Below are 15,012 nucleotides of genomic sequence, written 5' to 3'. Positions count from 1 at the left end.
CCCGCGCCTCCGCGCGTCATCACGAGCGGGCGAAAAGACCCGTCACGGCCAGGAGTTCTCGATCTGGTCGGCGACCTCCTGCGAGGAGAGGTCCCTGGCGAACCACTCCGTCATCCCGGCCCAGAAGGTGCCGGCACCCACCTCGCTCGGCATCAGGTCGGACCCGTCGAAGCGGGCGACCGTTGCCGGGTCGGCGAGGACCGCGGCGGACGCCTTGTCGAAGTCCGTTGCAAGAAGCTCCGGGTCGAGGCCATAGTTGGCGCTCACCCAGCCGCCGTTCGGCGTGGCCGCGGCCTTGGCGTTGGCCCAGTCGGCCGACGAGAGGTAGGTCTGGAAGGCCTGGACCTCGGGGCGGTCGTTGAACGCGCCGATGAACTCGCCGGCCACCAGGGTCGGCTTCTCGTCCGTGGTCTCCGCCGGCAGGTAGAACGCGAAGACGTCGCCGTCCTCGGCCACCGTGGTGCCCTCGGGCCACTGCGTCTGGTAGAAGTTCGCGGCGCGGTGCAGGTAGCAGTTGCCGTCGAGGATCGGGTAGCCCGCGTCCGTCCACGGCGTGGTGGCGATCGAGTCGACGCCGCCGAGACCGCCGTTCACGTAGTCCGGGTTCTTGAGGATCTCACCCGCTGCGTCGAACGCCTCGACGATCTGCGGGTCGTTGAACGGGATCTCGTGCTTGTACCACTGGTCGTAGACGTCGACGCCTGCGGTGCGCAGCACCACGTCCTCGATCCAGTCCGTCGCCGGCCAGCCGGTCGCGTCACCCGACTCGACGCCGGCGCACCAGGGCTTGATCTCGCCGCCCGTGTCGTCGACGATCTGCTGCGTCAGGGCCAGCAGGTCGTCCCACGTCTCGGGGACCTCGTAGCCGCCCTCCTCGAACGCCGCAGGGGAGTACCAGACGAACGACTTGACGTTGGAGCCGAGCGGCGCGGCATAGAACGTGCCGTCGACCGTGCCGTAGCCCTTCCACGACTCGTGCCAGCCCTCGTCCACGTTCGCCTCGACCTGCGGCGGGGCCGGCAGGACGGCGTCGTACTGCGTGACAAGGGTGTTCAGCAGGCCGGGCTGCGGGAGGATCGCGATGTCCGGAGGGTTGCCGGCCTGGACGCGCACCGGAAGCTGCGCCTCCATCTCGCGCGAGGCCTCGTACTCGATCGTGACGCCCGTGCACGCCTCGAACGGGTCGTAGGACGCCTGCTGCGTCGCCCCCTCCGGGTCCACGATGGTGGTGTAGACGGTCACGGTCGTGCCGTCGAGGTCGCCGAACTCCTCGTACGGTGCGCAATCGATCTCGAAGCCGGCCGCGTCGTCACCACCGTCGCCGGTGCCTCCGTCGCCGTCACCGGTGTCGGCACACGCTGTGAGGGAGAGCGCCAGGGCGGCGCCCGAAGCCGCGACGGCGAGGGTACGCCTCCGGGCCGAGATACGGATGGTCATGACGTGTCCTTCCACTGCTCTGTGGTTCTTAAACGCTCTGACGTGCACGTACGGCCTTGAACCTTGCCAGGCCCTCCCACCCGAGGCAACCCTGTTTCGCAAGAACATGCAAGCGCAAACAGGCTGCAAGAGCATGACGAATGCATTACTTAAGAGTCTTAGCAAACTCGTCGGGCGGTGCGTCGGCCAGACACTCTGCCACCGGACCGGACGCGGCGCGCCGTAGGCTGGACCCCGCACGCGTGACCTGCGCGTGCAGGGCCGGTGCACGAGAGGACGGACATGATCGAGCTGAGGACGCCGCGGGAGATCGAGGAGATGCGGCCCGCCGGGCGCTTCGTCGCCGAGGTGCTCACCGCCGTCCGGGAGGCCGCCGGTGTCGGCGTGAACCTCCTCGAGCTCGACGAGGTCGCGCACAAGCTGATCCGCGACCGCGGCGCCGAGTCCTGCTACATCGACTACCACCCGTCGTTCGGCGCCATGCCGTTCGGCAAGGTGATCTGCACGTCGGTGAACGACGCCGTGCTGCACGGTCTGCCGTACGACTACGCGCTGCGCCCCGGCGACCTCCTGAGCATCGACTTCGCCGCGGCGGTCGACGGCTGGGTGGCCGACTCCGCGCAGTCCTTCGTGGTCGGCACGCCGCTGCCGGACCGCGGGGACACCGACGCCAAGCTGATCCGCACCACCGAGGTGGCGCTGGAGGCCGGTATCGCGGCCGCCGTCGCGGGCAACAGGATCGGCGACATCTCCGCCGCGATCGCTGAGGTTGGCCACGCCGCCGGGTACCAGATCAACACCGACTTCGGCGGCCACGGCGTCGGCCGCGTCATGCACGGCGACCCGCACGTCCCGAACGACGGCCGGGCCGGCCGCGGCTTTCCCCTCAAGCCGGGCCTCGTCATCGCGATCGAGCCGTGGTTCCTCGAGACCACCGACGAGATCTGGACGGACCCGGACGGCTGGACACTGCGCTCCGCCGACGGCTCCCGCGGCGCGCACAGCGAGCACACGATCGCGATCACGGGGGACGGCGCCCCGCTGGTCCTGACGGCGCGAGACTGAGCTTCGCTCCGCTCTACCTCGGCAGGAGCGACCGCAGCACCGGCACCAGTCCGTCGTCGGCGAGGCTCCCGGTGACCTCGTCCGCCGCCTGGAGCACGGCCTGGGGCGAGTGGCCCATCGCGACGCTCCGCAGCGCCCAGGCCATCATCTCGAGGTCGTTGACACCGTCGCCGACGGCGACCGTGTGCTCGCGCGCCACGCCGAGCCGGACGCGGATGCGCTCCAGGGAGATCGCCTTGCTCAGCCGGTCCGGGATGACGTCGATCCAGTCGGACGCGGCGGGTGTTGCGGTGACGCCGATCCGGCGCAGGGGCTCGAGCAGGGCGTGCACCGCCCCTGGCGCCCGCACGATCGCACGGGTCACTGGCGCTGTCCACAGGTCCGACAGGCCGACGACCTGCTGCCTGCCGTTGACGTCGGACGGCGGGAAGAGCGACAGCACGCGGTAGCCCCAGCCGATCTCCTCGACGGCGAGCTTGACGTGCGGCAGCAGCGCTCGCGCCAGGCGCATCGCGGGCCCGGCGTCGAACGTTCGCACGTCCTCCAGCGCGTAGCCGCCGGGGAGGTGGTCACCGAGCCGAGCGGTCACGGCGCCGTTGGAGGCGACCACCCAGCCGTCCGTGAGGCCCAGTCGCGCCGCGACCGGCAGGATCCCCACGAGCGAGCGTCCGGAGGCCAGCACGACGTGGTGACCGGCCGCCCGAACCTGGGCGACGGCGTCGAGCGTCGCGTCCGAGATGGTGTTTCCGGGGCCCGCGATGGTCCCGTCGATGTCGAGGGCGACGAGGACAGGCCCGGTCGCGGCGGGCGGCGAACCGTGCACAGCGCTCGCTGTCACGACGGCGGCCGCCATCCGCACGACGCTGCGCCACGCGGGAGCCACGGACTCCTGGTCGAGCGGCATCGCTGCGCCTCCGTCCCTCGGGCCCCGTTCAGCACGCTCACAGTGAGCAGGGTCACACCGTACCGGGATGCCTGCACGTGCACCAAGCGCCGACGGTGATCGGACGCGATCGTTGCTAGGGACCCTCGGGCGGCGTGAGCGACCTCAGGACCGGCACCACGCCGTCCTCGTCGATCGTGCCGGTGACCTCGTCCGCCGCGGCGCGCACCACGTCGTCGGCGTGCCCCATGGCGACGCCGCGCGCCGCCCAGCGGAGCATCTCGACGTCGTTGCGCCCGTCTCCGACCGCCACGGTGCGATCCGCCGCCACGCCGAGCGCCACACGCACCTTCTCGAGCGCGGTCGCCTTGCTGACGCCGAACGGCGCGAGGTCCATCCACGCCGACCAGCCGACGGCGTACGTGACGTCCTCAAGCCCGAGATGCGCGGCGAGCCGGTGGAAGTCGTCGCTCGTCTCTTCGGGGCTGCGGACGACGACGCGCGTCACCTCTCCGGCCCACAGCTCCTCGAACTCCACGACCTGGTGCTCACCGTTCAGCTCGCCCTCGGGGAACAGCTCGTTCATGCGGAAGCCGACGCCGACGTCCTCGACCGCGTACCGGGCGTTCGGCAGGTGTTCCTTGAGCAGGCGCAGCGCCGGCTCGGGGTCGAACGTCTCGACCTCCTCGAGCGCGTATCCCCCCGGTTCCGTGGGGTCGAGGCGCACCGTGACCGCGCCGTTCGAGGCGACGAGCCGACCGCTGTCGATGCCCAGCTCCGCCGCGACGGGGAGCATCGCGATGAGCGACCGCCCCGACGCCAGCACGACATGGTGCCCGGCCGTCCGGAGGCCGGCCACGGCGTGGCGCGCCGCGTCCGACAGCACGTCGTCGTAGGTCACGAGTGTTCCGTCGATGTCGAGCGCGACGAGCCACTGCCCGTCCGTGGGGCTGAGATCCATGGGCTACTTGACCGGCTCGAGGACCTCGAGGCCGCCCAGGTAGGGGCGCAGGCCCTCGGGGACCCGCACCGAGCCGTCAGGCTGCTGGTGGTTCTCGAGGATGGCAACGATCCAGCGCGTGGTGCCGAGCGTTCCGTTGAGCGTCGCCACGTTCCGCGTCGACCCCTCGGCGGTGCGCTCGCGCACGCCCAGGCGGCGCGCCTGGAAGGTGGTGCAGTTCGAGGTCGACGTGAGCTCGAGGTAGCGCTGCTGGGTGGGCAGCCACGCCTCGCAGTCGAACTTGCGGGCGGCGCTCGTCCCCAGGTCTCCCGCCGCCGTGTCGATCACGCGGTAGGGCAGCTCGGCCTTGCGCAGCATGGCCTCCTCCCAGCCGAGGAGGCGCTGGTGCTCGGCCTCCGCCTCCTCGGGGGCGCAGTAGCTGAACATCTCGACCTTGTGGAACTGGTGGACGCGGATGATGCCGCGCGTGTCGCGGCCCGCCGAGCCCGCCTCGCGGCGGTAGCAGGCGCTCCAGCCGGCGTAGCGCAGCGGCCCGGCTGTCAGGTCGACGATCTCGTCCGCGTGGTAGCCCGCGAGCGCCACCTCCGACGTGCCGACCAGGTACAGGTCGTCCTTCTCGAGGCGGTAGATCTCGTCCGCGTGCTTGCCCAGGAAGCCGGTGCCCCGCATGGTCTCCGGCTTGACCAGGGTGGGCGTGATGACGGGGGTGAAGCCCTCGGCGATCGCCTGGTCCATGGCGGCGTTGAGCAGCGCCAGCTCGAGCCGCGCGCCGACGCCGGTGAGGAAGTAGAACCGAGCGCCCGAGACCTTCGCGCCGCGCTGCGTGTCGATCGCCGCGAGGCCCTCGCCGAGCTCCAGGTGGTCGCGCGGCGTGAAGCCCTCGGCGGCGAAGTCGCGGATCGTGCCCTCCTCGCGGAGCACCACGTAGTCCTCCTCGCCACCCACCGGCGCTCCCGCGATGACGTTCGCGATCGAATAGAGGATCTCCTTGAGCTGGGCGTCCGCCTCGTCGGCCGTGGCCTGGCGCGCCTTGACCTCCTCGGCGATGTGCTTCGTCCGCGCGAGCAGGGCCTGCTTCTCCTCGCCCTGCGCCCTGGCGACCTCCTTGCCCAGGGACTTCTGCTCCGCGCGCAGCTGCTCGAACTCGGCGAGGGAGGAGCGGCGGCGCGCGTCGGCGTCGAGCACCGCGTCGACGAGGCCGGGGTCGTCACCGCGAGCCAGCTGGCTGGCGCGGACGACGTCGGGGTTGTCGCGCAGGAGTCGGAGATCGATCACACGCGAAGCCTACCGAGAACGCGGCCCGCTCCGGCCCGTCATCCACAGGCCGCGGGCGGCACCCTGGTGCGCGACCCGCGTCAGGCGCGTCTACCTTTGCGGCATGGAGTGGCAGGTGTGGCTCGGCATCACCGCGATCGTCATCGCGTCCGCGGCACTCGTCGTCGCGCTGGGCGCACGGTCCCAGCAGTCGCGGATGCGGCGGCAGCAGCCTGCCGCGATCCACCTGACCCAGGTGCAGGCGGTCCCGCGCGCGCCGCGGCTCCTGGCCTTCGTCGCCAACCCGTCGAAGGCGGGCATGGGGGACCTCGAGGCCACGGTGCGCGCGTTCTGCGAGCGCCAGGGCCTGGCCGAACCGCTCTGGTACGAGACGACCGTCGAGGACCCGGGCACCGGTCCCGCCAAGCAGGCCGTCGAGGCGGGTGCCGACGTGGTCGTCGCCGCGGGCGGCGACGGCACCGTGCGGGCCGTCGCGGAGGCCCTCGTCGGCACGCGGGTCCCCATGGGCCTCCTGCCGATGGGCACCGGCAACCTCCTCGCGCGGAACCTCCAGATCTCCGTGACCTCGGTCAATGACGCGCTCGACGTGATCGCGGGCGGGCGCACCCGGACGATCGACGTCGGCTGGGCGCGCATCGCCGAGTTCGCCGACCCCGGGCCTGACGACGACACCGACCGCGAGCACGTCTTCCTCGTCATCGCGGGGCTCGGCTTCGACGCCGCGATGGTCGCCGACGCCGACGCGACCCTCAAGAGGGCGGTCGGCTGGGTCGCATACTTCCTGGCGGGCCTGCCGCACCTGCACGGCCGTCGCATGCGCGCCCGCATCTGGCTCGACGACACCCCGCCCGTCGACGCACGCCTGCGCTCCTTCATCATCGGCAACTGCGGGCTGCTGCCCGGAGGGATCACGCTCCTGCCCGACGCCGTCGTCGACGACGGCATCCTCGACGTCGCCGCGATCGACACGCGGGGCGGCGTGGTGGGCTGGGCCCAGCTCACGCTCGAGGTCGTCATGCAGGGCTTCGGTGTGCGCAACGACCTTCCGGAGAAGCTCGGCCGGATCGACCACACCAAGGCCCGCCGCGCGCGCATCCGCGTCGCCGGCGGCGAGCAGGCCCAGGTCGACGGCGATCCGCTGGGTAACGCGGTCGAGCTCGAGACGTGGGTCCAGCCCGCGGCGCTCCGCGTCCGCGTGCCGTGACGGGCCGCTTCCGCCCGGCCCCCGGTCGTCCACAGATCTCCCACGGCTTCGTCGGAGGGCGCCCGTACGCTGGACGGGTGCTGACGCGAAACCCCCTCGCCACGGTCGTGGCCCACCTGGCGGTCGTGGCCGCCGTCGTGCTCGGGGTCGCGGGGCCGACGGCGGCGCTCGCGCCGAGCTCGGCCGGCACCACGGTCGTGAGCGGGCCGACGGCGGAGGTGCGGGGCGACGCGAGCACGGCCGACCCGGGCACCGACGACTACGGGGCGCCGGTCGTCGTCGTCGGCGTGGGCGGCCTGCGCTGGCCGGACGTCTCCCGCTCCCGGACCCCGGTCCTCTGGCGCATGATCGGCAGCGGCTCCGTCGGCTCGCTCAACGTCCGCACCGCGGCGGCAGTCACCTGCCCGGTGGACGCGTGGCTGACGCTCTCGGCCGGGCGCCGGGTCGCGTCGGCGGCCACCGACGCCGAGTGCACGCTCGCGCCGGAGGTCCTCGCAGCGGGCGACCAGGTGCCCGGCACCGCCGTCGTGGCCGGGTGGTCCTCGTTCGTGCAGCAGCCCGACCCGGCCGGCCCCGCGACGACGACCGATCCCGCGGCCGGCTCCCCTGGAACGCTCGGCGACCTGCTCGCCGCGGCGGGGGAGTGCGGCACCTCCGTCGGCCCGGGTGCCGGTGTGGCGCTCGCCGGGTCGGACGGCGCCGTCGGCCGCTACCTGCCCTCGCTCGACGGGCTCGACGACGCGGAGGCGACCGCGGCACTGACGGCGTGCCCCGTCACCGTGATCGACGCCGGCGTGCTCCCCCTCGGCCAGGTCCGGCACGCCGCCCTCGACACGGTGAACGAGATGCTCCGGCGGCTCGTGCGGATCCTGCCCGAGGGCACGCGCGTCGTCGTCGCCGGGACCGCCGGCGACCCCGTGGCGCAGCAGGGCCTCCAGGTGGCCGTGGACTGGACGTCGGGCGACGCGGAGCAGCGATGGCTGTCCTCGCAGGGCACCCGCCGTACCGGCTTCGTCCAGCTGGTCGATGTCACCGCGACCCTCGCCGACGCCGCGGGCGCGCTCGCCGGGACCGGCACCGAGGCCGAGCCCGAGCAGCGGCCGACCGTGCTGGACGGCCACCCGCTCGAGCGGGGTGAGGAACGCCGCACGAGCGTCGCACGCACGGTGGAGAACCGCCAGTACGTCAACGTCCTGTCGCAGTCGATCCCAGCGCTGCTGCCGGCGCTCATCGGGTCGCTGGTGCTGCTCCTGGCCGCGGCGGTCGCCGGCGCCCTGTGGACGCGCCGGCCGGGCGGGCACGAGGCAAGCCCGGCGGCCCGGCGGCTGTTCCTCGCGACCTGCCTCCTCGTGGCGTCCGCCCCTGTCGCCACCTGCCTCGCCACACTGTCCCGCTGGTGGGTGTGGCCTGCACCGACGTTCGTGCTCACGGCTTCGGTCTCGCTCGGCGCGGTCGCCGTCGCGGGCGTCACCTGGTGGTTGTCGCGGCTGCTGCCCGCCTCGCCCTGGAGGGTTGCGACGGCGTCGGCGGCGGTCACGTGGCTCGTCCTCACGGTGGACGGGCTCACCGGGACCACGCTGCAGCAGGGCTCGCTCCTCGGGCCGTCGCCCGCGCTGGGCGCCCGGTTCTACGGGTTCACCAACATGACGTTCGCGGTGTACGCCACAGCGGGTCTCGTCCTCGCGGGCGGGCTCGCCTCCCTCGTCCGCCGGCGGCGCCTCGCGGTCACGGTCGTCGCGTCGATCGGCGTCGTCAGCGTGCTGGTCGACGGCGGTCCCGCGTTCGGTGCCGATCTCGGCGGAATCCTCGCGCTCGTGCCGGCGTTCGCCGTGCTCGGCCTGCGTGTGGGCCGGGTACGGGTCACGGTGCGCAGCGTGATCGCCGTCGTCGGAGCCACCGTCGCCGTCGTCGCCGCGATCGCCGTTGCCGACTGGCTCGCGCCCGGCACGTCGTCGCACCTGGGGACGTTCGTGCAGCGCGCCCTCGAAGGTGACGCGCTGGGCGTCATCGCAGGCAAGGCCGCGGGCGCGTGGGCCACAGTTGCGAACCCCCTCGGCGCGCTCGCGACGCTGGCGGCTGCAGCGGCCGCCTGGGCTGCCCTCGACCCGGTCCGCTTCCGGCTGCCGCGGATCGAGCGGGGCTACCGGGAGCGTCCCCTGCTGCGAGACGTGGTCGTCGCCCTCGTGGTGGTGGCCGGGGTGGGGTCCGGCGTGAACGACTCGGGGGTCGTGGTCGCGGCTGTGGTGCTGCTGCTCGCCGTCGCGCTGCTGAGCCTGCACGTGGCGGTCCCTGTGCCACGTCCCGCCGGGGACAGCCCCGTGCGGCCCGCGCCGCGCCCCGGCAACCTCCCCGGCACCGTGGCGGCGCTCGGCGGCGGGCTGCTGGTCGCACTCCTGCTCGCGTCGTCGATCCTGCCCGCTGCCTCGGGCACGGGTGTCGCGGGCGAGGAGTCCCGCGCCCTCGGCGCCGACGCGGAGCCGGTCGCTGCCGCGGGCGCCCCGCTCGTGGTCATCGGCACGGCAGGACTGCGCTGGGACGACGTCCGCCCGTCCACCCTGACGGGGACGTCCGCCGCACCGACCCTTGCCGGGTTGCTGACCGACGGTGCGGACGCCGCGGGCGTCACGATGCCCACGGGCGCCGCCGCCCGCTGCCCTGAGGGCGGCTGGCTGACGCTCTCCGCCGGCCGGCTCGCCGAGGTGACGGACGAGCGCGTCGGCGACGGGTGGTCGTGCCCCGACCTCGCGGTCACCCCGGCAGCAGGCACCGTCGACGCCACCGCTCCCGCGTCCGTCGACGGGTGGGGCGACCTCGTCGCCCTGCAGCGGGGCTCGGGGTTCGCCGCCCGTCTCGGCACGCTGGGCACCGCCCTGGCGAGCTCCGGCGGCTGCGCCACCGCCGTGGGTCCGGGCGCCGCGGTCGCGATCGCCACGGCGGACGGGACGGTCGGACGGTACTTCGACCTCGACGCCGCGGTCGCGCCGGGATCCGGCGCGTTCGACTGCCCCGTGACCGTCGTGGACGCCGGCAGCGCGGCCGACGGTGCGGCCGGCACGCCCGACGGCGCGGCAGGCAGCGTGCGCGAGGACGCGGTCGCCGCGGTGGACGCGACGGTGCGCCGGGTCCTCGACGTGGTCCCGGACCGCACGACCATCCTCCTCGTCGACCTCGCGAACGTCCCCGGGGAGCCGCTGGACCTCGGGGTGACGCTCGTCCGCCCGCCGTCCACCGAGGAGGGCCAGCCGCGGTACCTGACGAGCACCGCGACCCGGACGGAGGGCGTCGTGCGGGTGCAGGACGTCCCGGCGACCGTGCTCGCGGCGGCCGGCGCAGAGCTGCCCACGGAGGTGGACGACACGCCGCTGGTCCACGGGGCGGTCCGCCCCGCGGACGTGATGACCACGGCCGACGAGCTGGCCGACCTCACCGCCCGGGACCACGTCCGCAGGCAGGCCTACGTCTGGCTCGTGGACGCGCCGTTCTACGCCGGGCTCGCCCTGGCCACAGCGTGCCTGCTTGCCGTCCGCGTGGCACGGCGCCGCGGGAGGACGCCGAGCGGCCGGGCCGGGCGCGTCGCCGAGATCTCCGCGCTGAGCCTCGCCGCCCTGTCGGCGGGCGGCTTCCTGTCGTCCCTCACCGACTGGTGGCGGTTCCCGGCTGCGGGCTGGGCGTTGCTGGGCACGATCGCGTTGCTCACCGCCTGCGTCGCGGGTCTCGGCGCCCTCGCCCCGCGCTCGCCGATCTGGGCCGGCCCCGGCCTCGTCGCAGGAGTGACGTTCGGCGTACTGACGCTCGACGCGCTCATCGGGACTCCGCTGAACCGCGCGGCGCCCCTCGGTTCGGCCCCCACGTACGGCGCGCGGTTCTACGGCTTCGGCAATCCGACGTTCTCCGTCTATGCCGTCGCGGCAGTGGTGCTCGCAGCGGCCGTGGCCCAGTGGCTCGTCGTGCGCGGCAGGCGAGGGCTCGCTGCAGGCGCGGTCGCGGCCATCGCGGTGGTGGCACTGGCGGTCGACGTGTGGCCCACGCTCGGCGCCGACCTCGGTGGCGGGCTCGTGCTCGTGCCGGCATTCGTGGTGGTCGGTCTGGCGGCGTCCGGGCTGCGCCTCACTCTCGGGCGTTTCCTCGCGGTCGCCCTGGCCGGGGTCGGCCTGGTTGCCGCGGTCGGCGTGCTGGACTGGCTGCGGCCGCCGGAGCAGCGCTCGCACCTCGGCAGGTTCGTGGGGCAGGTCGCCGACGGCGAGGCGTGGGCGACGCTGGCCCGCAAGGCCGGCTACGCCGCCCGCTCGGTGCTCGGCGGCGTCCCCGTCTGGATCACGGTGCTGATCCTCGTCCTCGTGGCGGTCGCGCTCTTCGCGCCGCCCGCCGTGCGCTCACGCGTCACGCCCGGCTGGTTCGCGCGGGCGGAGGCGTCCTGGCCGCTGCTGCGGCCCGCCGTGCTCGCGCTCTGGGTGCTCTCCGCGCTCGGGTCCGTCGTGAACGACTTCGGGGTGCGGATCGCCATGATCGCCCTCGTTCCGGCCGTGCCGCTGCTGACGCTCACGGCGCTCCGGGCCGCCTCCGCCGGCACGGACGGCCCTGGACGCACCCCGGCGGACCCCGCCGATGCGGAGGGCGACGTGGTGCACCGGGGCGAGCGACCGGCGTCGGGCAGCGACGCCCTGACCGGGAGCCGAGGCTGACGCGCGGCCTCAGCTCCGGACGGGCTGCGTCCCCGTCCCCGCCGACCGAACGCCGTCCACAGCGGCCCGCGCGCGACGAGCGCCCACCGCGAGCATGACGTCGCGGTACTGGGCCGCACGGTGCATCTGGCCCTTGAGGTCGTTCGCGGAGGCGCGGTGCTTGAGATCACAAGGCACCTCGACGGCGACGTAGCCTCTGCGCAGCAGGTCGATCGTCATGCCGGTCTCCACGCCCCAGCCGCGCGCGAGCGGCGTGGCCGCCTCGAACGCCTCTCGCGTGAGGCACCGCATCCCGGACAACGGCTGGGTGGGGCTCCACCCCGTCATCGACTCGATGGCGCGGCGGGCCGCACCCACCACGATGCCGCGTCCGCCGGCGCCGGCTTGCTTCGGCAGGAGCGCGATCGCGACGTCGGCCACGCCCTCGCGTACCGGGCGCACGAGCGGGGCGGTGTTGACCGCCGTGTCGCCGAGGTCGCCGTCGATGAAGAGCAGGAGGCGGGGCGGGCGACCGTCGGCATCTCGCATCGCCACGACCGCGGCGCCCGTCTCCATCGCGGCGGCCTTGCCCCGGTTGTGCGAGTGGCGCACGACGACGGCCCCCGCGTCACGGGCGACGTGCTGCGTCTTGTCCTCCGAGCCGTCGTCCACGACCAGCACGAGGTCGACGTGGGGGATGGCCCGAGCCGAGCGCACCGTCGCAGCGATGCGCTCCGCCTCGTCCTTGGCGGGGATGATCACAGCAACCCGCTGGGCATTCTTGCCCACCTGGGCATTGCCTGGACGCGGGGTCTTCGCGACCGGGAGAGCGTTCACACCTGTCCTGCCTGGAGGGTCGAGAGGTTGGTGATCATAGGAGCACTCCTTTGCGGATCTATTATGCAAAGGATTACCCGTGAAATCCTACTCCCCCGGTTGCGGTGATGGCGTGAAGAGGTAGGACCTTGTGGGGGCGAGTTGTCGCGAACGGGCATCTTTGCACGCTCCGCCGCCGACGGGAAGCGTCGCCGGGCCTAGCGCAGGGTGACCTGGCGCGACACGATGCCTGCCCGGGCGCGCCGCTCGTTGGCGTCGAGCGGTCCCGTGACGGCCAGCGCTGCGGTCAGGCGAGCGTCAAGATCCTTGACAGGCTCCGCCAGGTCGGCGGCCTCGGTGCCTGCCGGCAGCTCCCACACGGGGACCATGAGGCCGGACGCCCGGAACGCGCCCACGAACCGGCCGCCGGCCAGCCCCGACTCGCGCTTGGCGTGCAGGCGGGAGATCGCGTCGATCAGCTCGTCCTCGGCCTCCGGGCGCGCCCAGCGCAGGAACTCACGGCTCATGCGGCACCAGTAGGCGGACGGCACGCCGTCGAGCTTGACCGTGGGGATCGAGGTGCCCGCGGCCTCCTCGAGCGACTCCTTGACCTCGGGCGTCATCTCAGCGGCGGGGTCGACCCAGTAGTCGAACCCGTCGTGGACCGTCACCTCGAACGGGACGGTCAGGTCCAGCACGTCCTGGAGGCGCGGGCCGTCGCCCGGCAGGGTCCCGGCCTCGACGGCCGTGCCCGGCTCGACATCGAGCGCCTCGAGGAGGGCCGCGGCAAGGTCGCGGCTCACGTCGCCCGAGCCGACGATGCCCTGGACGGCGAGCAGGATCGCGCCGTCCGCGCGGTGGAGCGCGGTCCAGCCGCCGGGAAGGACGGTGACGACCGTGACGTCGCGTGCGCCGTGCTCGGCGGTGGTGCGAACGGTCGCGGTCGCCGACGGCACGATCTCGCGCATCGCCACCCAGTCGGTCTCGCCGGGCAGCCCCTCGAAGGGGCGGAGCACGAAGTCGGGCGTGGAGTTCTTGGCCATGCGCGGAGTCTATCGGCGCACTTCGGATCCCACACGTCTAGAACACGTTGTGCGCCCGCCCAAGGCGGTGGCGCCGAGCGAACGGCGAGGGCCGGGGTAGCGTCGGAGCATGATGGACGGCGGCAGCGGAGACGTCGGCGGCCCCGACGGCGGTGACGTTGACAGCACAGGACTCAAGAGCACCGGTCTCGACGAAGGAACGGTCGAGATCGAGCGTGACGTGCCGCACGTCGGCGAGCGCGGCGCCTGGCTCGCCGCGACCCTGCCCGCCCTCGACCTCGCCCTGGGCTCGGTCCAGGCGTTCCGCCGTGCCGCCGCCGACGCCGGCGCGACCGGCCCGCTCGTCGACGATCCGCTCAACCCCGCCCGCGTCGCGGCCTCGTTCGCCTCCGACCGCCTCCTGCGGCTCGACGGCCATCCCGTCGTGAGCTTCGCGGAGCTCTCCGGCTTCTTTCCCACCGGCGACGGCTGGGTTCGCACCCACGCCAACTACCCGCACCACCACCGCCAGCTCGTCCGGCTCCTCGGGGTGCACGAGGCCGCAGCCCGGCCCGACCTGGAGGCCTGCCTCTCGTCGTGGTCGGCCCAGGTGCTCGAGGACCGCGCCGCCGAGGCGAACGCGGTCGCCGTCCGGGTGCGCACGGAGCAGGAGTGGCGCGACTCCCCCATGGGGGAGGCCGCCTGGGACGGGCCGCTGGTGCGGATCGCCACCCGTACCCGTTCGGGCGGTACTGCTTCGCCGGGTACCGCTGCGCCAGGTTCTGCTTCGGCGCGTTCCGCACACCGGCACGGGTCTCACGGGCTGCTCGCCGGGATCCGGGTGCTCGATCTGACCCGCGTCATCGCCGGCCCCGTCGCGACGCGCGCGCTCGCCCTGCTCGGCGCCGACGTGCTGCGGATCGACCCGCCGGTCCCGGCGGAGATCCGGTGGCAGCACCTCGACACGGGACAGGGCAAGCACACCGCCCTCCTGGACCTGAACGACCGCGGCGACCTCGCCCGCGCCCAGGATCTGCTCGACGAGGCCGACGTGCTGGTCACGGGCTACCGCCCCGGCGCCGTCGAACGGTTCGGGCTGCGGACGCCGGACCACGTCGTGCACGCGCGGATCTCTGCGTGGGGCCCCACGGGGCCGTGGGCCGGACGGCGCGGCTTCGACTCGATCGTGCAGGCGGCGACGGGCATCGCCGTGATCGAGTCGTCCGGCGAGACCCCGGGAGTGCTGCCCGCGCAGGTGCTCGACCACGCGACGGGCTACCTGCTCGCGGCCGGCGTCGTGCGCGCCCTCACGGCACGTGACGGGGTCCGCGCGAAGGGCGCGGAGCAGCCCCTCCTGGGCGACGGCCTGGGCCGAGACGTCTCGGCCTCGCTCGCCCGCACCGCCGCCTGGCTGCTCGACGAGCCGGACCGGGACCCGGTGCACCCGCCCGCGGGGAGGCCGTCCGGCACCGTGACCCACGGCGGGATGCACGCCCTCCCCGAGAGACCGAGGTCCGTCCGCCTCAGCGATGAGGCGCTGGGCGGGTGGCGCGAGCCGGAGTCGTGGTGGGCGCTCGGCCGGCGGGAGCCCGCGGTCACGACCGCACTGCCGGCCCTCCCGGTCGACGACTACCCGGCCCCGGCGCACCCCTGGGGCAGCGACCACGCGTGCTGGCCCAAGCCATAGC

At 73.8% G+C, this 15,012-nt stretch carries 10 protein-coding genes; 4 read left to right on the top strand and 6 right to left on the bottom strand.

Annotated features, from left to right (window positions below; all coding sequences use genetic code 11):
• Positions 1–42: 42 nt before the first annotated feature.
• Entirely contained in the window at positions 43–1,437 is a 1,395-nt protein-coding gene (locus L1785_RS06640; RefSeq protein WP_236088417.1) for an ABC transporter substrate-binding protein, read from the bottom strand.
• Between the two features lie 282 nt (positions 1,438–1,719).
• On the opposite strand from L1785_RS06640, the gene map reads away from it, so the two are divergent.
• Positions 1,720–2,502 carry a type I methionyl aminopeptidase gene (gene map, locus L1785_RS06635; protein WP_236088416.1) on the top strand — a complete coding sequence of 261 codons (783 nt, stop codon included), beginning with the start codon at positions 1,720–1,722 and terminating at the stop codon, positions 2,500–2,502.
• A gap of 13 nt (positions 2,503–2,515) precedes the next feature.
• On the opposite strand, the gene L1785_RS06630 is transcribed toward map, so the two are convergent.
• The 3 genes from L1785_RS06630 to serS all read right to left on the bottom strand — a co-directional run bounded on the left by L1785_RS06630 (position 2,516) and on the right by serS (position 5,621).
• Entirely contained in the window at positions 2,516–3,406 is an 891-nt protein-coding gene (locus tag L1785_RS06630; RefSeq protein WP_236088415.1) for an HAD family hydrolase, read from the bottom strand.
• A 115-nt stretch (positions 3,407–3,521) separates the two neighbouring features.
• The gene (locus L1785_RS06625; RefSeq protein WP_236088414.1) at positions 3,522–4,346 is read right to left on the bottom strand and encodes an HAD family hydrolase; all 825 of its coding nucleotides are present in this window, start codon (positions 4,344–4,346) and stop codon (positions 3,522–3,524) included.
• Between the two features lie 3 nt (positions 4,347–4,349).
• Positions 4,350–5,621: a serine--tRNA ligase gene (gene serS / locus L1785_RS06620; protein WP_236088413.1), complete on the bottom strand. Its 1,272-nt coding sequence runs from the start codon at positions 5,619–5,621 to the stop codon at positions 4,350–4,352.
• A gap of 103 nt (positions 5,622–5,724) precedes the next feature.
• Here serS and L1785_RS06615 point away from each other — a divergent pair, with 103 nt between their 5' ends.
• Together L1785_RS06615 and L1785_RS06610 are read left to right on the top strand one after the other, a co-directional pair.
• Positions 5,725–6,825 carry a diacylglycerol/lipid kinase family protein gene (locus L1785_RS06615; protein ID WP_236088412.1) on the top strand — a complete coding sequence of 367 codons (1,101 nt, stop codon included), beginning with the start codon at positions 5,725–5,727 and terminating at the stop codon, positions 6,823–6,825.
• Between the two features lie 77 nt (positions 6,826–6,902).
• Positions 6,903–11,507, top strand: coding sequence for a hypothetical protein (locus L1785_RS06610; protein WP_236088411.1), 4,605 nt, complete (start codon positions 6,903–6,905; stop codon positions 11,505–11,507).
• 9 nt (positions 11,508–11,516) lie between these two features.
• Here the strand turns inward: L1785_RS06610 and L1785_RS06605 are convergent, their stop codons facing one another.
• Together L1785_RS06605 and L1785_RS06600 are read right to left on the bottom strand one after the other, a co-directional pair.
• Positions 11,517–12,323 carry a glycosyltransferase family 2 protein gene (locus tag L1785_RS06605; protein ID WP_372461811.1) on the bottom strand — a complete coding sequence of 269 codons (807 nt, stop codon included), beginning with the start codon at positions 12,321–12,323 and terminating at the stop codon, positions 11,517–11,519.
• A gap of 197 nt (positions 12,324–12,520) precedes the next feature.
• The gene (locus L1785_RS06600; RefSeq protein WP_236088409.1) at positions 12,521–13,345 is read right to left on the bottom strand and encodes a DUF5926 family protein; all 825 of its coding nucleotides are present in this window, start codon (positions 13,343–13,345) and stop codon (positions 12,521–12,523) included.
• 109 nt (positions 13,346–13,454) lie between these two features.
• Here L1785_RS06600 and L1785_RS06595 point away from each other — a divergent pair, with 109 nt between their 5' ends.
• Positions 13,455–15,011 carry a CoA transferase gene (locus L1785_RS06595; protein WP_236088408.1) on the top strand — a complete coding sequence of 519 codons (1,557 nt, stop codon included), beginning with the start codon at positions 13,455–13,457 and terminating at the stop codon, positions 15,009–15,011.
• Position 15,012 lies beyond the last annotated feature (1 nt).

Origin of the sequence: Antribacter soli (genome assembly GCF_021568775.1) — a bacterium.
Taxonomy (GTDB): domain Bacteria; phylum Actinomycetota; class Actinomycetes; order Actinomycetales; family Cellulomonadaceae; genus Antribacter; species Antribacter soli.
Note: the sequence above shows the minus strand (reverse complement) of the source record. Positions and strands in the feature narration are given on the sequence as shown.

Coding starts and splice junctions, on each gene's coding strand:
- L1785_RS06640 (WP_236088417.1), bottom strand. CDS start 1,437: ATGACCATCCGTATCTCGGCCCGGAGGCGTACCCTCGCCGTCGCGGCT.
- map (WP_236088416.1), top strand. CDS start 1,720: ATGATCGAGCTGAGGACGCCGCGGGAGATCGAGGAGATGCGGCCCGCC.
- L1785_RS06630 (WP_236088415.1), bottom strand. CDS start 3,406: ATGCCGCTCGACCAGGAGTCCGTGGCTCCCGCGTGGCGCAGCGTCGTG.
- L1785_RS06625 (WP_236088414.1), bottom strand. CDS start 4,346: ATGGATCTCAGCCCCACGGACGGGCAGTGGCTCGTCGCGCTCGACATC.
- L1785_RS06615 (WP_236088412.1), top strand. CDS start 5,725: ATGGAGTGGCAGGTGTGGCTCGGCATCACCGCGATCGTCATCGCGTCC.
- L1785_RS06600 (WP_236088409.1), bottom strand. CDS start 13,345: ATGGCCAAGAACTCCACGCCCGACTTCGTGCTCCGCCCCTTCGAGGGG.
- L1785_RS06595 (WP_236088408.1), top strand. CDS start 13,455: ATGATGGACGGCGGCAGCGGAGACGTCGGCGGCCCCGACGGCGGTGAC.